Origin of the sequence: Zhouia amylolytica (assembly GCF_900116365.1) — a bacterium.
Taxonomy (GTDB): domain Bacteria; phylum Bacteroidota; class Bacteroidia; order Flavobacteriales; family Flavobacteriaceae; genus Zhouia; species Zhouia amylolytica.
On record NZ_FPAG01000004.1, the window covers coordinates 1 to 20,713 of the forward strand.

General features: G+C 40.8%; 11 protein-coding genes. 4 read left to right on the forward strand and 7 right to left on the reverse strand.

Features of this window, described 5'->3' with window-relative positions; genetic code table 11:
- Positions 1-1,007: 1,007 nt before the first annotated feature.
- The 7 genes from BM361_RS06990 to BM361_RS07020 all read right to left on the reverse strand — a co-directional run bounded on the left by BM361_RS06990 (position 1,008) and on the right by BM361_RS07020 (position 10,154).
- Positions 1,008-1,553 (reverse strand): hypothetical protein, encoded by a 546-nt coding sequence (locus BM361_RS06990; RefSeq protein WP_074977860.1) that lies wholly within the window; start codon positions 1,551-1,553, stop codon positions 1,008-1,010.
- A gap of 295 nt (positions 1,554-1,848) precedes the next feature.
- Positions 1,849-3,162, reverse strand: coding sequence for a sulfatase family protein (locus BM361_RS06995; RefSeq protein ID WP_074977862.1), 1,314 nt, complete (start codon positions 3,160-3,162; stop codon positions 1,849-1,851).
- Between the two features lie 80 nt (positions 3,163-3,242).
- Positions 3,243-5,096: an FAD-dependent oxidoreductase gene (locus BM361_RS16945; RefSeq protein ID WP_074977864.1), complete on the reverse strand. Its 1,854-nt coding sequence runs from the start codon at positions 5,094-5,096 to the stop codon at positions 3,243-3,245.
- Positions 5,097-5,099: 3 nt separating this feature from the next.
- Positions 5,100-6,191, reverse strand: a complete 1,092-nt coding sequence (locus BM361_RS16950; RefSeq protein WP_074977865.1) for a glycoside hydrolase family 10-like protein — start codon at positions 6,189-6,191, stop codon at positions 5,100-5,102.
- A gap of 14 nt (positions 6,192-6,205) precedes the next feature.
- Positions 6,206-7,357 carry a n-acyl-d-glucosamine 2-epimerase gene (locus BM361_RS07010; RefSeq protein WP_074977866.1) on the reverse strand — a complete coding sequence of 384 codons (1,152 nt, stop codon included), beginning with the start codon at positions 7,355-7,357 and terminating at the stop codon, positions 6,206-6,208.
- 17 nt (positions 7,358-7,374) lie between these two features.
- Positions 7,375-8,328 carry a DUF4434 domain-containing protein gene (locus BM361_RS07015; protein ID WP_074977867.1) on the reverse strand — a complete coding sequence of 318 codons (954 nt, stop codon included), beginning with the start codon at positions 8,326-8,328 and terminating at the stop codon, positions 7,375-7,377.
- Positions 8,325-10,154 carry a sodium:solute symporter family protein gene (locus BM361_RS07020; protein WP_074977869.1) on the reverse strand — a complete coding sequence of 610 codons (1,830 nt, stop codon included), beginning with the start codon at positions 10,152-10,154 and terminating at the stop codon, positions 8,325-8,327. The genes BM361_RS07015 and BM361_RS07020 overlap by 4 nt, the downstream gene beginning before the upstream one ends.
- Before the next feature lie 172 nt (positions 10,155-10,326).
- Here BM361_RS07020 and BM361_RS07025 point away from each other — a divergent pair, with 172 nt between their 5' ends.
- The 4 genes from BM361_RS07025 (at position 10,327) to BM361_RS17205 (ending at position 20,707) form a co-directional block, all read left to right on the forward strand.
- Positions 10,327-11,355, forward strand: coding sequence for a LacI family DNA-binding transcriptional regulator (locus tag BM361_RS07025; RefSeq protein WP_074977871.1), 1,029 nt, complete (start codon positions 10,327-10,329; stop codon positions 11,353-11,355).
- Between the two features lie 1,439 nt (positions 11,356-12,794).
- Complete coding sequence (locus BM361_RS07030; protein WP_074977873.1) at positions 12,795-13,166, forward strand: hypothetical protein; 372 nt, start codon at positions 12,795-12,797, stop codon at positions 13,164-13,166.
- 4 nt (positions 13,167-13,170) lie between these two features.
- The gene (locus tag BM361_RS07035; protein WP_038268041.1) at positions 13,171-13,695 is read left to right on the forward strand and encodes a phage tail protein; all 525 of its coding nucleotides are present in this window, start codon (positions 13,171-13,173) and stop codon (positions 13,693-13,695) included.
- 100 nt (positions 13,696-13,795) lie between these two features.
- Positions 13,796-20,707, forward strand: a complete 6,912-nt coding sequence (locus BM361_RS17205) for a PKD domain-containing protein (RefSeq protein WP_175496551.1) — start codon at positions 13,796-13,798, stop codon at positions 20,705-20,707.
- The last annotated feature ends 6 nt before the right edge of the window (positions 20,708-20,713 follow it).

The window sequence follows — 20,713 nt, forward strand, 5'->3', positions numbered from 1 at the left end:
GAATGAAAAAGTCGTACAGGCCGCACTCCACTGTATTCCGTTTACGATGACGGTTTGTTTGCGGTGGATTTGAATTAAGTTAAAAGATGTTGATGGGAGTGTACCCCCGTCGGCAGTATATATGAATTGAATCCGTTAAAAATGGTCGAAGCCTTGGAGACCATTTAGGATAAAATTCATGGTTTTGCGATAGCAAAAATACCTCTCGACGGGCATCCTTTCTTTTGATTCGTTTTCTTTAGGTGAATAATTGCGTAGCACATCATGAACTCCTTATAAAACAATAAGCAAATTGGTGAATAAAGAAAATGAATAAAGAATGAACATGTTATTGACATTCAGTTGGTCAATTTCTAATTAGGAAAAAATAACTAACCCTGGTTCAATAGATTCCGCAAAAAGTACGGAATGACCATCAGTACATAAAACAATTTCTCCCCTTTAGGGGTGCAGGGGTAAGAAATTGTATTACCACATTTCGAGCCTTGCGCTGGCAGGGCGTGGCAATCTCTTTATAAGGATTCACCTACCTCCAAAAAATCTCCATCTATAAAGCTAGACGAACCAAAGGTCTGTTAATCCATACATAGAAAACCGCCCTAGGCTGTGGCAGGCTGGGACCCGCTATTTGCAGAACACGTGAAATTATCTGCTGTTTGAAGCAAAGTGCCGAGTTCAGATAATTTAGTGTTCAAAAAACTAGCGGGTAGCCGAACAGCTAAGGCTAGCGTTTTTTGATTCTTTTTTTATTCATGTAATAATTACTGTTTTATATGGTATTCATGAATGCAAAGCATTTGGCAATGCAAAAAAGAATAAAGACGAAACATGCTTTTTCATTCAGTTCGATAATTTCCAATCAGAAAAAAACAGATTTAATCTCGGATCAATAGATTCCGCAATAAGTGAGGAATGACAGGAAGAATAAAAACCCTTTATCCCTTAATACAATAACAGTTTATATCTTCTTCAAGATTAAATCATAAAATAATCTTGTTAAGATTCATTTATTCTTCCTCTAAAACCACCTTCACAAAGTCATAATCTGTTGCATAAGGAAAAAGCTCACTCATTGTAGTGTAGTATGCTCCTATGAATTTATTGGAATCAACTAAGTTTTGGGTATAAAGATTTATGGTATCCCCATTGCACATAATTCGCATACGCTCACGATCCTGATCGTTAACAGGGTTGAATCGATTCGTGTTTTCAGTCAAAAATGAGCTGAGGTTCCACCGGACACTCGATTTAGAATGTTGGGTTTCGAGTGTCACTTTAGCCGGATTATCAGTATCCCTGATCTCCATGCTATAATGAAGTACACTGTCTTTTTGGGTAATGGTAAGCCGCTCATATCGTTCTGAAGTACAAACCGACAAATCGGTTTCCACGATTAGGGTGTCTAAATGCGTTAGTTTGGCATTCAGGTCATTATAATCATTTTGTAAACTAAAATCAGAAGTGGGAGCACTTTTTTCAGGAGATGCTGGATCTGACGAACAACTAACGAAAATAACGATTAGTATCGTTACAATGAGGTGGTGCAGTTTCATGATGGCGGTATTGTAAAAAAATAATATTTTTTATGCCACAAATACAATGCCATAATGAATGTTCGGTTTTTCAATTGTTTTCGGCAACGTCATTGCGAGTCTTGCGCTAGTAAGGCGTGGCAATCTCTTCAATAATAGTTACTAGCTTCCAAAAGATCGCCGCACTTCACTTTGTTCCATTCGCGATGACGGTTTGTTTGCAGAGGTTTTGAATTAAGGTGTAAAATTAAGTCGCCATAGGGTTTGGAAGTGGGGACCCATTCATTGAGAGTAGGATAATAACAAAATCTTCAAACTAAATCCCCACATTCTCAATAAACCCCAATAACTCTTCCACTACCTCGGGGTGCTGATCAGCAACGTTGTGGGCTTCCCCTATATCTGTTTCCAGATCGTATAACGATAATTCAAAGGATCCCTGTTTTTGTTGATTCCAACCAATCGATTTTTTGATATGTAGTTTCCATTTCCCATACCGTACCGCTTCCAAATCACCATTACGGGCATAGTAATAAAAAGGAATTTCTTCCAGGTTCGTTGTGGCAGGAGATCTTAAAAAATCACTGAGGTTTCGACCATCTATAACCGATCCTTCCGGGATGGACGCTCTTGTTAGTGCCGCAAGGGTAGGGAAGAGATCCAAAGTAGAGATCATCTCATCGCTGACGGTGTTTTCAGGAATTTTACCAGGCCATGTTATAATACCCGGAACACGCTGCCCACCTTCCCAGGTTTGTGCTTTTTTCCCTCGTAGTGGTTGTGCAGAACCTACCTGCGGACCGTTATCAGAGGTGAAGATAAAAATGGTGTTATCATATAGCTTCTCTGATTTTAAAGCTTTAACAATTTCACCCACGCTCCAGTCTAATTCCATGATTACGTCTCCATAAAGTCCTAGTTCACTTTTCCCGGCGAAGGCAGGAGAAACATGTAAAGGAGTATGAGGCATATTATGAGCCATATACATAAAGAAAGGCTTTTTAGCACCCCTTTCCTTGATCAATCGAACTGCTTCTTCGGTATACCTTCGGGTTAAATAATCTTGGTCCGGCCCCATTTCAATAACCTCTTCATTTCTGTATAATGGCAATGGAGGCGATTGAAAATCATTGTGTTTGTAGTAATGGTTATCCATATCATTGGAGTAGGGAACTCCAAAAAATTCATCAAATCCCTGGTTATAAGGCATGAATTCCTTTTTATGTCCCAAATGCCATTTTCCAACGCACCAGGTGGCATAGCCGCTATCTCCAAGTATCTCAGCCATAGTGTACTCTTCAGGGGAAAGCCCATGCTCGGAAAAAGGGAAGATAACCGCTTCATGAAGGTTGCTTCGCTTTGGATATCGACCCGTCAATAGAGCCGCTCTGGAAGGAGTACATACCGTTGCCGGTACATAAAAATTGGTGAGTTTAAGTCCTTCAGCAGCCAGCTTATCCACATGTGGGGTTTCAAAACCTGTTGCCCCATAACAGCCCAGATCAGCATAGCCCTGATCGTCGGTGAAAAAGATAATGATGTTAGGACGATCATCGGTTGCCTGAGCACAAGAATAGAAGGAGAACAGGGATAGAACACCCAACACATATTTTAATAAAGGAACTTTCATAAACGTTTTTATTTGGAGAGGTCTTTCTCAATTGCTGGATTAAATATAAGGTTTCCACGAAGATTATTTTTAGCTTTTGATCAATCCCTCAAAACCTTCCCCTCCAGGGAAATCTCTATGTCAAATGGCGACAGGACCTTGTCCAGTAATATGCTAACCGACCTTCGGTTCAGAGCTGCATCCTCCGAATAGTCTTGCTCGATCTCCCAGTCGTTCCATTGAGATTGAAGTTCTGTCAGACTAACTTCCTTCCCCAAAGCTTTGAACAGGTTCGTAAGAAATGCTATTTTCACACCCTGTCCGGAAGCATCTATTTTTTCCAGTTCCGGATAGTATGCCAACAGTCCTTGTTTTAACTCGTATTCCGATACCATACGGTCCGGATAAAAGAACGTCTGGTTTGCCCATTTATAAGGAATTCCATAGCCTTTTAATATGCCCATTGCCCCAATTCGTTGTATAGATTCGAATGCAGCATCTTCAGGTGAAACATCTATAAAAGGCATAAGGTAGGCCTTACCCCTTAAAAGCATGTTCTGAACCTCTCGTACCGATACATCTCCAACATCTTGCTTGTTTTTAATGACAGTGGCAGCGATCGCCCCGGCTGCCTGTCCAATTCCTAGTACAACCGGTTGTAAACGGGTAGTGCCGTTGACAATATTAGACACGCTGATGTTTTTATCTGCAACCAGGAAGTTTTCAGTGTTCTCAGGGATCAACACCCCCATAGGAATGTTGTAACTCGGAATTCGGATGTTGATAAATGCGATCTCCGGAGCATCCTCATTTTTATCGTGATGGTGATCGATCGGGTAGTCTCCAACAGCTACCCCTGTTCTGTACAGGGTATAGTCATAGGGCTGCTCCAAATGATTAACCGTTAAAAATACTTTCCCCTTAGCTCTGCGTCCCTCCCTGTGATAGGGAATAAAAGGAAGTTGATCCTTCGTTGGAAACTCCTCTGCAAGACGCAAATGCTGAAACCCTAATTCATTCTGAATATAATAGATAAAGCCCAAGGTAAAAGCTTTAGCCTTTTTCAATTCCTCCAGGAACTCCTTTTCGGAGAGTTCAGCCCAGTTGATGTAGTAATCATTACCACAGTTGGGCCAATTGATCATGTATTTATTGTTAGGTAATTTCCCATAATTCAGCATTTGCTCACAATCAGAAACCTTTCCGAACATTTCATCTTTTTTCCTTTTACAAGCACAGGCATAGTTTTCCGGATCATATCCTTTGGGTTTTTTAACCAACCCCTTTTTACGTCGTTGCCTCGTTGGATCTGAAGAAACATCTTCCAAAATGGCCACATAGGTCAGGTCTTGAATGATATCATTAGCAACAGCCGGTGCTTCATCCTCTCCGGTATCAGATTTGGCATCCATTCCGAATCGGAAATCTGCGCCAACCAGAGGTAGTAATTCGCCTGTTTCAGTAGCATCAATGAGAACGGTAGCTATAGTAGAATGTAGCTTTCCACCCTTTTTAAAGGTCACCTTCCATTTGCCTTGTTCATAACTTACAGATTCTAAAGACGCATTGAATTCGATCCGTAGGTTCTGATGCTTGACCATACCTCTTAAGATTCGCTCTCCAACAGCAGGTTCAAACAAGGTATGACTTACCCAGCCTGTTGCCAGGGCCCCGGCACTGCCATAATGTTTGCGTAACTCCTCTCTGAACTCTCCCCAAATACCGGAAGGCAATTCGTGATTTCCGTCTATGGCAGAAACGCCGGCTGCTGTTAGCATTCCGCCTAGCCAGGGTGTGGCTTCAATAATCTGAACCTGGGCACCACTGCGCGCTGCCTGGATGCCTGCAGCTGTACCTCCGGCACCGCCACCAACAATCAATACATCAACTTTATTCTGACTCATGGCATGACCGTGAATCAAAAACAAAACAGAAAGGAAGACTAATAAACGCATAACTTATAGTTTTGGATAGGTGTTCTTAAAAAATAAAGGATGATCTTTAAATCCTTCGTAATAAAAAAAGACTTCATCTAGAATACCATACTTCCGATTCGTCTGAATCATCTGAGTTAAGAAATCTTCTGAGGGAATGTAATCGTCAACTTTTAATAAAACTCCCGGAATGAACTTCTCGCGATCTTTCTTGGATATAAATTCCAGGTTAGCAGTTAAAGTAGCCTCATAAGACTTAATATCATAGCGGTATACCTGTGGAATAATGGCATCGACCCAGCCTTCTTTAACCCATCTCGGCCAGTTTTGTAAATACTCTTCTTTGCTCCACGGAAAAATGCTTGGTGCCATCGTAACCAATACATTTGAATCAATCGCCTTTACCGTTTCATATACTTTTTTTGCAAACAGATCAAGCTTTCTGGCCCGCCAGTCAATCCAGGCTGCATCCTTGTAATCAGATGGAGGTAAAGCTCCTGCATGTTCTTTTTGATACAAGGAAATGGTATAAGCGTCATAGCCCGCAGTAGAAGGGTTGGCAGGAAGACGGTCGTCTCCCTGAATCCCGTCAATATCATAATTGTTCACCACCTCAACGATCAATGATAACAAAAAGTCTTGCACCTCAGGGTCGAAAGCATTCATCCATTGAAACCCGTTTTTCGATACCAATTCCCCCTTATGATCAATAGCACGCCATAGAGGCTTGGCTCGTAATATATGGCCTCCGTCTTCTTTCTTATAACTGCTGGAAAACCCGAATTCAAACCAGGCATGTACCTTGATCCCCTCGCGATGAGCCACAGTTATCAACTCTTTTAAAAAGTCCCGCTCTGCAAATCTAGGCATGACTTTTACCCCAAATGTCTCCTGCATTACCTCGCTGGGGTAAAGCGTATGTCCACGGTTCCAAACCACCACATAGATATGATCGATGCCATAGGCTTTACAATTACTGACCGCTGTTTCAATTCCTTCCCGGCTATCGAGAGCTTCGCTTCTAACATTGGTGAGCCATACCCCTTTTTGCGATTGCGAAAAGACAGCCGTAATTCCCAGGAAGAACAATAATAATGCTAGCTGAAGGTGTTTCATAGCGTAAAGGATATTTATGATTGTAAAGTTTTAGCTATTTGTAATAAGGCTCTCGGTACGTGAAAGCATCCTTTCCATTTGCCACCTTTTAACGGTAAATATACTTGCCCTTGCCTGTTTAAATACCCGAACCATTCGCCTCCCTTTGGGTCTCTGAAATGATTCCAGGTATATTCATGTACTTTTTCAAACCATGCTTTTGACGCTGGATTCTGTGTGGCGGCATAAGATTTAGCCAATGCTACCAGCGTTTCTAAATGTACCCACCAAAGTTTTTGATCCCATTCCAATTGCTGGGGTGGATGTCCCTGGGCGTCCAGAAAATAAAAAATACCTCCATAGGTCTCATCCCATCCATGCGCTAATTGTTGCAGCATGATTTTTTCAGCCCTGAGGATCAATGTCTGGTTGTTTTTCCTGCGTCCTAAATCCATTAAAAACCACATAGACTCAATCGCATGCCCCGGATTTAACAGGCGTCCTTCAAAACTATCATGAAGCGCTCCTTCGGAAGTAATGTTTTCATAAACCAGGCCTGTATCCTTATCGTAAAATTGATTCAATATCAAGTCTGCCAGCCCATCCGTCAATTCATCAACCTGGTTTTTATCTAACAGATGTTCCAGTTCTAAAGAGAGGTTGCACAAGATCATCGGGAGTGCAAAATTCTGTAAGTTGCGAGTTCCCGGATATAATTTATTGTAGCGTCCCTTCGGATTATCTCTTCTTTTTAAAATATTTTGGAAAGTGTCTAACGCTATTTGGGCATAAGCTTCTTGTCGATCGATTTTGTAAAAACTTCCAAAAGCCATTGCTGCAAAACAATCAGAAAAGATATTATAAGGCTGCACCAGTGGCGCCCCTGTTTTGGTTAAAGAAAAATACCAGTTACCATCTTCATCGCGCCCGTGTTTTTCCATAAATTCAATACCCCTTCTGGCCATATCTTTCCAGGTTTCCTTAGATTCAAGCTGATTATAAAAGGTAGCGAACATCCATGCCTGACGCGCCTGAAGCCACATGAATTTATCTGTATCATAGACCTTACCCTGACGATCAAGGCAAGTAAAATAGCCTCCATATTCAGTGTCGGGAGAATATTGTTCCCAAAAAGGAATCACCTCTTTTAGAAGTTCTTGTTCATATAATGATGCATAGGTTTTCATAATCGTTTGATCCTTGCTTAACCGAATAATTTAAAATGTTCCATATAGCGGTTGTATAAGTGACCTGCTTGTAAATAAGCTGACTGCGGACTCATAAAATGAGAGAATTCGAAGGTAATCGCCTTATCACAACCCGCTCGCTGAGCAGCCTCCAGTTTCAACAGTAGTTTTTCGAATTTTATGGGCATAAACTTGATAGGCATATCCCTGTCAAACGATTCAATATTGGTCCACGAGGCTAGTCCATGTTTATCTGCAAGTTCTTTATTGATCTGTAAAAAGTCTTCCAATTCATGGAAATCGACGTGGCCATCTTGAAAGGCAACAGTATCTATAGGCCCTTTGATTCCATCAAAGATCTCATCCCACTCCGTGTAATGTGTCTCCAAAGAAACTTGTTCCTGTTTACTGAGGGCGCCTTCAGATGCCATCACCGCTTTTTTACCGTCGATCCAGGGAGAAATAAGTACCGGGAGTCCGCCGCTTACAGCTTTACAATGCCTGCCCAGGCCGGCAATTGCATCTACAGCTCCTTTCGTTTTTCGACTTAACTCCAGGCTCAGATACCACCCTTTAAAAGCTTTATGGTGTCCGTATTTTTGATAGGCTTCTTCAATGACATAACGGTTTACATCCAGTTCGTTTAACATGTTTCCGGTGTCCCAATAGGTGCCACTGTCATAGATGCCAAAATAGAAATCCATACCATATTTGAGGGATAGTTCTAAAAACATTTCCACCAGGTCAACTGGCGGACGGTAGCATCCTTTTTTGCCGATGAGGTAATCTGATGGATAAGTTAGAAATCGCCGGTAGCCGGAGCGAATCAAAATCACAGTATCAATTCCCATATTGGCCATATGCGCAAAGTCGGCATCCCATTCCTTGCGACCCCAGTTTTGATGAGGGATATCATGACTGATTTCATCTAAAAAGGTACCGCTTATCAATAACTGTTGTTGCTTTTTCATGAAACGTTCTTTAAATGATTCCACCAATATTTTTTTAGTAAGGCACTCGTGAGTATCAGCACACCACACCATATGATCATGGCGGTATTTTCACGTAGCATAAAGTAAATAGGAATGACCACCTGGGCCATTTGCCAAATGATTCCGATCACTATGTTGAAACTATCCCGCTTAAAATCCTTGTTAGGTAGAAAATCCGGATCTTCTTCCATAACCTCCTTTTTGATCGGCCCCCAAAATCCCCATGGCCGTGTTTGGCGATAAAAAACTTTTACCTGATCGCGGTTCGGTAGCGGACGTAGGTAAGTCCCTATAATGCAACCGAAAAGTGAAAAAAGGAGAATGATAGGGAACACAAAAATATCTACATACTCCGGGAAAAAGAAGAGCTTAATGGTAGAAGCTATGAGTCCGAAAAGCATTCCCCAAAAGTATCCCATTCCTGTAAATCGCCACCAGATCCATTTGAGTACATTGGCCGCTACATACCCGCCATAGAGGGCCGAACTTAACCATAAGATGAGTTGGTTTAATGAACCCGCATTGAATCCGAAAATGATCCCAATCACAACCAGTAGTAGGGAGGATAGAATACTGTAAAGTACCAGCCTTTTATCAGTAGCAGAAGGATTGATATATTTTTTATAAATGTCATTTACAATATAGGCAGGAGCAGAGTTAACAAAGGCCGCAAAAGTCCCCATGAAGGCAGCTAAAAATCCTGCCAGCATCAAGCCTTTTAATCCTACCGGAAGAAACTTATTGATGGCTAAAGGAAGTACCTGTTCAAAATCAATAGCATCACCCATAGCCATAATCTCAGGTCGCATAAGAACTAATGCAAGTACAGTGAAACCAATAATCATAAAATAGCGCGGCAGGTACAATACGCAAATGGTTAGAAAACTCATTTTTGCAGCTTCGGCCGGAGTTCTGGTAGCCAGGATACGTTGCATATCATAGCTCGGAACCGGACCGGCGGTAGATGCCAAAATACCTTTTAATACCATCAGAACAAACAGTAGCCCAAAGAGATCAAATCCGTCAGAAGCGATCTTGCTATTTACCTGAGGAAAGGCTGTGTTACTCCAGTCGAGATCCAGATTCCATCCAAAAAACAGCTCTTTCCAACCCCGGGGAACAATCGCCTCTACCGCACCCGCATCTACCATATTATAAGCTACGATCCCAACGCCGATACAGGCAATGGTCATGACCACAAATTGCATCACTTCAGTGGCTACCACGCTATGCATTCCCCCTTTAATGGTATAAAGCGAGGTGAGTCCGCAGACAATCAGTGCATAGCTTTTGGCTGATGAAATCTGATACCCCAGGATCTCAAAACCCAGGTCCCACGGTAAGATTGCAGTACTGTATTTGCCGATACCTTCAAAAAAATAAGCGATGAATCCTAAAACGCTGATAACGGCAAAAATTACAATGATGATATGCGATAGTTTCGCCCCTTTGCCATCTCCAAAACGAAAGGTGATCCATTCGGCACCTGTCATTACGTTCGATCGACGCATCCAAATGGCCAGGTAAACAAAAACAAATACCTGGTTCCAAACCGGCCATAGCCATGGAAGCCAGGCACTTTTCAGGCCGTAAACGAAAAGAATCCCTACCGTCCACATGGTTCCTGAAATATCGAACATCCCAGATGCATTACTCAATCCGAGATAATACCATCGTAATTGATTACCCCCCAAAAAATATGAGGAAAGGTTTTTTGAAGCACGTCTGGAAAGATAAAAACCAAGTAGTAGTACTCCCACAATATAAGCCGCCACAATGGTAATATCCCAAAAATCAAGAGCCATATAAGTTCAATTCTTTTGTAAGAATGGATACACCATTCGGGTTAAAATATACTTTCGATCACCTCAATAAAAACAGTTAAATTGTAAAAATAATTTAAAGTGTTCACGAGCACAGTTATCAAATATATACAAATTTTGTATTTTCGTTGAAGTTTTTTCATAAATCTGATGAATGATCAAAAAGAATTATACCCTAAAAGAAATAGCTAACCTTGCCGAAGTATCCAGAGGCACGGTAGATCGTGTTATTCATAACCGGGGAAAGGTTTCTACAGAGGCCAGAAGAAAAGTAGAGCAGGTGCTTGATGATATTGATTATCAGCCTAACCTCATTGCCCAATCCCTTAAAAGTCATAAAAATTATGTTATAGGAGTGCTCATTCCCAACGATCAGGAAGGTGAATATTGGCAGCAATGTGCACATGGGGTCCGCAAAGCAGAAGTTGAATTAAGACAGTTTGGGATTTCTCTGCTTTATTTTCGGTATACCAGTACACGGAATGATTTTGAAAAGCAATTATCAAAAGCAATTAATAAAGGTCTTGATGCCATACTCATGGTGCCCATTTACACGGATTCCCTTACACATTTATACGATCGGTTGGAAGATTTACAAATTCCCATAGCACTTCTAAATACAGAACTGACAGATCGAAAACACAAGATATTTTTAGGACAAGCCAATACAAAGAGTGGGAGGCTGGCCGGACAGCTGATGGATTATCTGGTAAAAGATATGGATCAGGGTACTTTGCTGGTTATGCACCTCGGAATCAAATCCGGACATTCATTGCATCTGGAAGAAAAGGAAAACGGATTTAAAGCATATTTTGCCGAGAAATATGAAAATCCCAAGATCGAGGTGGTTAGTTCGTCAGATGATACAGCTATTACCAATCTACCAATAGACCTGTCTGAGGTTTCAGGCATATTTGTGACCACCTCTAAAATTCATTTATTGAGTAATCTTTTAAAGCAATATCCTAAGATTAAGACCATAGGGTATGACCTTATTCCTAAAAATATAGAGAATCTTATAAAGGGTAAAATCGATATCCTGTTAAATCAAAAACCGGAAGCACAGGCCTATAGGGGAATCACCGCCTTGTCAGATCATTTGCTCTATAATAAGGACATCCCCAACCGAAAGCTTTTTCCGGTAGATATTGTGGTATCTGAAAATGTAGATGAATTTATTTAAACATATAATTCCATATTAGGAAAACCGATGAAATGCTAGTTCAATAGATTCCGCAATAAATTCGGAATGACAAAGAAGTGCAGAATGAAAATCAGGGCATAAAACAATTTCCCCTTTAGGGGTGCAGGGGTAAGAAATTGTTTTTGGCAACGCCATTGCGAGCCTTGCCCTAGCAGGGCGTGGCAATCTCTTCAATAATAGTTACTATCCTTCAAAAGATCGCCGCACTACACTTCGTTCCGTTCGCGATGACGGTTTGTTAGGATTAACCTTATAATTAAATTCGCCCTAGGCTGTGGCAGGCTGGGCCCCGCTATTTGCAGAACACGTGAAATTATCTGCTGTTTGAGGCAAAGTGGCGAGTTCAGATAATTTAGTGTTCAAAAAACTAGCGGGTAGCCGAACAGCTAAGGCTAGCGTTTTTTGATTCTTTTTTTGGCAATGCAAAAAAGAATAAAGACGAAACATGTTATTGACATTCAGTTCGACAATTCCCAATCAGGAAAAAAACAGATCAAACAATGGAATAACAGTTTCCGCAATAAATTCGGAATGACAGCAAGATTAAAAAAACAATTTCCCCCTTTAGGGGTGCAGGGGTAAGAAATTGTTTTTGGCAACGTCATTGCGAGCCTCGCAATAGTAAGGCGTGGCAATCTCTTCAACAATAGTTACTATCCTTCAAAAGATCGCCGCACGACACTTTTTTCCATTCGCGATGACGGTTTGTTTGCAGTGGATTTGTATTAAGTTAAAAGATGTTGATTGGAGTCTATCCCCGTCGGCAGTATATATGAATTTAATCCGTTAAAAATGGTCGAAGCCTTGGAGACCATTTAGGATAAAATCCATGGTTTTGCGATAGCAAAAATACCTCTCGACGGGCGTCCTTTTCTTTGGTTCGTTTCTTTTGGACGATCAAAAGAAATGAATAAAAATAAACATGCCCGTTAAATTAATTAAGACAATTCCTTACTAAATAAAAAAGATCAAACATAGAATCAATAGATTCCGCAACAAGTGCGGAATGACAAAAAAATACGGAATGACAAAAGGAAGAAAACAATTTCCCCCTTTAGGGGTGCAGGGGTAAGAAATTGTTTTTGGCAACGCCATTGCGAGCCTTGCCCTAGCAGGGCGTGGCAATCTCTTAAATAGTAGTTGTTATCCTTCAAATAGATTCTTAACAAGTACGGAACGACAAAAGGAATTACAGAAAGTAACTAAACAATTACCCCTCCCTGGCTGGTGCGAGCATCTTACTTGTGTCATTCACCTCAATACTTACCCCTACGTAAAATATGTAGGTCTATACGTATTTTATTTGGTTGCATACAGAATTAACTTGCAATCCGTATTTGGAACCCCAAAAAGAATTACTTCGAGACCCCTGATAAGTATTAGGAATATTAAATGAACGAAACCAAATAAATACTTATATGTTTAACATCAAAATCATTAACAATTTTCGGTATTCCGGTACCTTACGAAAAACTGACGAAAGTGATGAGTGGGTTATTAATCATAACCATACCGCAGAAAAGAACGATTTAAAATCTGCTTTGCTTCAAATCTATACTATCGGTCAGGTTGCCTTCCTCGATTTAGGTGAAAAGAAAATAGAAAATTACCCTTACCCAACGGAAAAGTACGGACTCTTAATTCGCTGTCATAGCACTGAAGTATACTATCGTTATGAAGAAAAAGGAGATATCATTCTTACAATAGATGAGCTGGGCTGTTATAGTATAGAAGTACAGAACGGTACAGCAGTTGAAATTAAATTACCCGAATTATCAATTAAAAACTAAAATTATGGATGGCTATATAGGAGAAATTAAATTTTTTGCAGGTGATTTTCCTCCAAGAGGATGGGCTTTTTGCCATGGACAGCTTATGGCGGTAAGTCAATATAGTGGATTGTTTGCAGTAATAGGTAATAGGTATGGAGGTAATGGCGGCTCCTCCTTCAAGTTACCCGATCTAAGAGGCAGGATGCCGATTGGTGTAGGTAGTGGTCCGGGGCTATCTGTCTACAAGGAAGGAGACCACGGAGGAATGGAATCAGTCCCTTTAACAGTCGATCAAATGCCAAAGCATTCTCATAAAGCTTCTACCAATGCATCGGATGGTGGGGGAATTGGCGGAACAACTCAGGAGGTAACTAAAAACTACTGGGCAAAAGGAGGTACCTATGCGACCTCAAAAAGTACCACTATGGCAGAAGATGCGGTTTCTATTGAAAACGCCGGAGAAGGACAGGCACATGAAAACCGCCCCCCTTATACAGCCCTGAACTTTATAATATGCCTAATTGGAGCTTTTCCAGATCGATCGTAAAGCAAATAATATAGGAAACAACGACCTGAAAACTATGTCAATTATAGGTTTCAGGTTGCTTTGTTGTTTAAGCATAAACAGTATAAAAACGGTAGCCAGAATGAAACATGATACGACTTTAAGGAATAAAAGACAATGGATCCTTTTGTTGTGTATAATACTTACAGGAGGGATATACGCACAAACCCTTAATTTTGATATGGACGATGCTGTTGTTTATAACAGTGGGGAATATATCAGTCAATCAGTAACCTCCGGGGCCGACACTTATACCATCGAAGTAAGGCATGCCACCTATACAGACAGAGCCCTATTAACCGATTTAGGAGGAGGAAATCAAGTTTTTTATTTTCAGGCGGGAGGAGACACCAATCCATGGGTAATTACTTTTACCAAAAACGGGACCCCAACCGAGTTTACCTTAAACAGCATGCGCTATTATGCGTATAATGATGATGAAATAAGCCTGGTAAACCAGGATAACAATATTATTGCAGCTGCTACCGCCTATGGATCAGGAACTAATGGCACTGTAACTATTACTAACACTGCTAATGCAACAAACATCAGTAGTTTTAAGATTCTTCCCGAAACCACTGTTACCCTCAATAACTACGGCTTCGATAATATCAATGTTAGCTTTCCGGCAACCAACACAGCACCAGTAATTGGAGGAACAACTGCTAGTCAGAGTGTAAATGACAACAGTACAATCTCGCCTTTTTCTAATATTACAACAACAGATGCTGATGGATATAACTTATCTGCAACCATTACTTTAGATGATAATGCAAAAGGGCTATTGACAGGTACCGGGCTTTCTGGTTCTGGACCATATACTATTGCAAGTACTACTCCTGCCGACTTACAAACAAAGTTAAGAGCGTTATCTTATAACCCTACAGACAACAGAACATCAACCTCAGAAACTACAACTTTTACAGTAGTCATAAATGACGGAGCTGATACCGATACCGATAATACAACAACGGTCATTTCAAATGCTGTTGCTCCTGTTGTAATGGATGTTAACGTACCCTCCAACGCTACTTATACTGCCGGTCAAAATTTAGATTTTACCGTTAACTTTAACGAAAGTATTAATGTAGCTACCACAGGAGGAATTCCTCAAATAGCTATTACTATTGGATCAACTATACGCTATGCAACTTATATCGCTGGTAGCGGGACAAGCTCTTTAGTTTTTAGATATACAATACAATCAGGAGATATAGATACAGATGGTGTAGCAATAGGAGCATTAACTGCAAGTGGAGGCACTTTAAGAGATTCTGGGGAGAAAGATGCCAACCTTACCTTAAATAATATTGGTATTACAACTGCAGTTTTGGTTGATGCTATACCACCGCCTTGTTCAGCGGCCACGCGCTTATATGTAGATAGCAACGCCACCACAGGCAGCAACGATGGTACCTCTTGGACAAATGCCTTTACCAATTTACAAGATGCGCTAAACTGTATCGATGAAGGAGAAGAAATTTGGGTTGCCTCGGGCACGTATCACCCTAACTCAGCACCCGGGACAACACTTACTAACCCTACGGAGTTTTATTTCTGGATGAATAAAAATATCAAACTCAAAGGGAGTTATAACCCAGCTACTAATACCCAGGATTTTACAAATCCATCCATACTATCGGGCGACTTAGGTACTACAAATACGGTACATGTATTAGTTACCACTAACCTTAACAATACAGCTCTTGTTGAAGGTTTTACTATTACAAAAGGGGCTGCGATATATCATTCAGGAACGATAACTATTGGCGGGCAAGTAATACATTATAATAGAGGAGGAGGGATATACAATGCTTCTTCATCTCCAATTTTTAAGAATATTACCATTAGTGAAAACAAAGCTCAATATGGTGGCGGTGGAATGTATAATGATTCCTCTTCACCAGCTATTGTAAATTTGTTGTCTATTAACAATACAGTAAGAGGGAGATACGGAGGAAATAGTGATAGCAATGCCTACGGAGGCGGTATGCTTAATTCGGCTTCTTCACCAACTATTACAAATGCTACTTTTGCTTATAATACGGTCAGGGGAGGAGATGGAGAAATGGTTGTACCCGGAGTAGGAAAAGACGGTGGTAGTGGTCATGGTGGGGGTATACATAACGAAGCTAATTCTTTGGCAACTATCACCAATACAGTGTTTATATATAATAGTGCTGCTGGTGGTGGTTCTCAATTTGGTTCAGCCGGAGCTGGCTATGGAGCTGGGATATTCAATGAAAGTTCTCCTTCAAGCTTAGTTAATGTTACTTTTAATAACAACTCAGCTACCACCAACGGTGGCGGAATGCATAGTAATGCCTCTAATACAACGCTATATAATACTGTTTTTTACGGAAATGGCGCCGATATATCCTCTTCAGGGGGGAGTACATTTATGGGAGCTGATAATTTTTCTGAAAATTACACTGGTACTGGCTTTACTCAACTTACAGCTAATCCTTTTTTAGCTCCTGCTTTGCCTAAAGGAAAAGATGGTATCTGGGCTACCCCGGATGATGGCTTACGTTTGATAGCCACAAGTCCTGGAATAGATGCGGGAAATAACGCCAACCTCCCTACTGACAGTTTTGATTTGGATGGCGATGGCAATACCACCGAAAGTATTCCCTATGATATTGCAGGAGAAGATCGCGTGCAAAACACAATAGTAAACATCGGCGCTTATGAAGGTGTAGTCAGTTGTCCATATCCAACGGCTACCACACTTTATGTCAATGCTTCGGTAAGTGGCGGTACAAATGACGGTAGCTCGTGGGCCAATGCCTATAATAATTTGCAAGATGCTATTTGGCAAACATATATATGCTCCAATATCACCGAAATATGGGTCGCTAAAGGCACCTATAAACCCTTAAATGAAACTACACCCATTGAAATTCCTGAAGGTGTTAGTCTTTACGGCGGTTTTGCAGGCACAGAAACTGCTCTAAGCAATAGAGATTGGACAGCAAACCAAACCATTTTAAGTGGAGATTTCAATGACAATAACACCCCTGATGCTGGTGATAGCCATACTATAATTAGGATGACCAACAACAGTATTTTAGATGGCTTTATTATAGCTTACAGCTACGCTGATGGTACAGAAAATAACCCGGTAGCCATAGGACGTTCGGGAGGAGGTGTTTATAACAATGGAAACGACAATACCATTAATCACTGTATTTTTAAAAATAATATAGCTCAAGGTGATGGGACGAATGGTGTTGGAGGAGCTATTGTAAGTTTTAGTACGGGCACATTAACCATTTATAACAGTGCTTTTTATGATAATGAAGCATCTGCAAACGGTGGTGCATTTTCTATAGAAAATGGAATAACCAAACTTATCAATTGTACGGTAGCTAATAATACAGCAAACAAAGGAGGAGGTGTCCACTTTCATGGAGGGAATTTAGAAGCGATTAATACCATATTTTTTGATAATACAGGAACTAATGGTAATATCAACGATAATAATCCTGGTGGTGGAGGAATAGGAACGGTAGCTTACTGTGCTTTTTACAACAGTACCACAGATAACAATGGCGAAATACCACCGAATATTACCGATGGCGGTAATAATATTGCAGCTACAGCAGGTAGCGGCGGTGCAGGGACCGATCCACTTTTTACTGATACTGCGAATAACGACTTTAGCGTGTTACCTGCCAGTCTTGCCGTAAACACCGGAGATAATGCTGCCTATACCAATGCCGGCGGTAATTTAGCCACCGACACAGATATATCGGGCAACCCAAGGTTAATAGGAGATATTATTGATATGGGAGCCTATGAATCTGAGGGGATATTGGTAGATTTTACAATATCAGGAGGGTATTGTGTAGGAAATGAGGTAATCTTTACTGATAATTCATCTTCACCTAACGGAGCCATTGTAAGTTGGGAGTGGGATTTTGGAGACGGCAATACTTCAACAGATCAAAATCCTACACATATATATACTGATATAATTAATGCTGAAATAAAACTAAAAGTTATTGATATTATAGGAAAGGAAAATACTACAACAAAAACGTTTAGTGTACAATCACCAAAAGCAAAGTTTAATGCAAACCCTGCAGTCGGACAAAGATTTCCGCATACTGTGTTTTTTACAGATCAATCTACCTTACCAGATACATGGAATTGGGATTTTGGAGATGGAGGTACTTCAACAGCACAAAACCCAATACATACATATATTGCTGCAGGAGACTACACAGTAAACCTTACGGTAAAAGATACTATGAATGGATGTACTAGTAAAGCGACACATTTAATAAAAATAGTAACCCCAAAAGCGCAATTTAGTGTAGATGATACTTTGGGATGTGGACCCTTTACGGTAAACTTTACAGATGAATCTAAAATAGAAGGAAATGATACCGTAGAAGAATGGTTATGGGATTTTGGTGATGGTAATACTTCTACCGAACAAAACCCTACCCATACCTACGAATCAGTAGGAGTATATAATGTAAGTTTAACTATAAAAATGGCTATAACAGGATTAACAAATACCAATACGAAATCAAAATTTATACAAGTTGTAGGTCTGACTCCTGATTTTTCTTCAGATGTAACAACTGGCTGTACGCCTTTAACAGTTAGTTTTACTGATAATACTGTTTTTTATGGTCCATCATCCGATTGGTTATGGGATTTTGGAGATGGTAATACGAGTAATGCAACAAGCCCTAAACATACATATACAACAGTAGGTGTTTTTGATGTGAGTTTAACAGTTACTGATATTGACGGATGTAGTAAAACAATTATTAAAAAAGCATATATAAACACTACAGAAACTATAGCGCCTACGGTCTTAATCCAGAATATAACAGTACCGTTAGATGTTTCAGGGGTTGTAACGATAACTGCTGCTGATATAGATAATGGCTCTTATGATAATTGTGAGGTAGACTCTATGAGTTTAGATAAAACTTCTTTTGATTGCTCAGATGTTGGAATTAATACGGTAACATTAACCGTTACAGATACCAGTGGAAATAGTAATACAGGAACAGCTATGGTAACTATAGAAGATGTTATCCCGCCTGTTCCTGATTTGATAAACCTACCTGCCCTTGAAAAGGAATGTGCTGTAACTTTTGCTGATATCCCGATCCCAACGGCTACGGATAACTGTGGCGGTGTGATTACAGTTACTCACGACGCTGCCCTGCCGATCACTACTCAGGGAACAACGGTGATTACGTGGACGTATAAAGATGCGAACGGCAATACGAGCATTCAGACACAAAGCATTATTATAGAAGATACCACCGCTCCTGTTGCTGACCTGGTGACACTGCCGGATTTCACTGCGGAGTGTGAAGTGACGAGCCTGATCCCACCAAGCGCTACAGATAATTGTGGCGGCGTGGTTACAGTTACCCACGATGCTACCTTGCCGATTACTACCCAGGGGGCCACAGTAGTTACGTGGACGTATAAAGATGCGAACGGCAATACGAGCACCCAGACACAAAACATTATTATAGAAGATACCACCGCTCCTGTTGCTGACCTGTCAACACTACCGGATTTCACTGCGGAGTGTGAAGTGACGAGCCTGATCTCGCCAAGCGCTACAGATAATTGTGGCGGTATGGTAACAGTTAGCCACGATGCAACCTTGCCGATTTCTACCCAGGGGACCACAGTAGTTACGTGGACGTATAAAGATGCGAACGGCAATACGAGCACCCAGACACAAAACATTATAATAGAAGACACTACCGCCCCTGTTGCTGACCTGTCAACACTACCGGAAATTATAGCGGAGTGCGAAGTGATGAGCCTAACCCCGCCTACCGCTACAGATAATTGTAGTGGGATGGCAATGGTTACGCATGATGTCACTTTGCCAATAACAAAGCAAGGTACCACACTAGTAACCTGGACTTACCAAGATGCAAGCGGTAATAAAAGTATGCAAACACAAAATGTGATTATAGAAGATACCACAGCTCCTGTTGCTGATCATGCAATTTTGCCGGATATCACAGCCCAATGTGAGGTAAGTTGGCTATCCCTACCAACGGCCACCGATAACTGTTCAGGCCCAATTACAGTTACCCATGATGCGAACTTACCGATCAGTAAACATGGAGTTACTGTGGTTACATGGACCTATAAAGATGAAAGTGGTAATACGACTACACAGACACAAAATGTAATTATTGCCGATACTGAGGCTCCGGAACTCATTTCTCAAATCGACCTTCAACCTACCGTATACTGCTATGAAGTTCCGGAGGTTCCTCAATTGGAATTCTCAGATAATTGTGGCGATTCGGTAAATATAACTTACAGTGAAACGGAAGCTATATTAGGTGAGGGGTATCAAATTGTCCGCAACTGGATAGCCTCAGATTCAGAAGGTAATGAGCAGATAATAGAACAAACCATAAAGGTGCTTCCTACTGAAATAACCACGCAGGATGCGACAGTTTGTATTACTGAAACGACAATCAATCTGTATAGTTTGATTGAAGGGGAATCAGGCAATGGAATTTGGGAATCTGATAATACCGGAATCACCTTAAAAGGTGCTGAAATTAGTCCTTCAGAAATACCTGTCGGCACCTACAGTTTTACGTATACTGAACAATCAGGAATGTGTAGCAATCAAATAAGTGTTAAAGTCGAAATCGTCAATGATTGTATTGATGATAGCGCTAACAATCCAAGAATTAAGATCTCAGATGTACTTACACCAAACGGAGATGGTATGAACGATTACTTCACCATAACAGGTCCTGATATCCATGGTGAACGAATATCATTATTGGTGTTTAACCGATGGGGACATATCGTATTTGAATCGGATAATTACCAAAACAACTGGAGCGGGAGTACCAGAACAAGTCATGTGGGTACTAAGGGTAAAGTAGCTTCCGGAACCTATTTCTATGTCATTAAAGTAGCAAATAGCAACATCAACCCGATCAAAGGAAATATTTATATCGGTACAAAATAGAAGAGT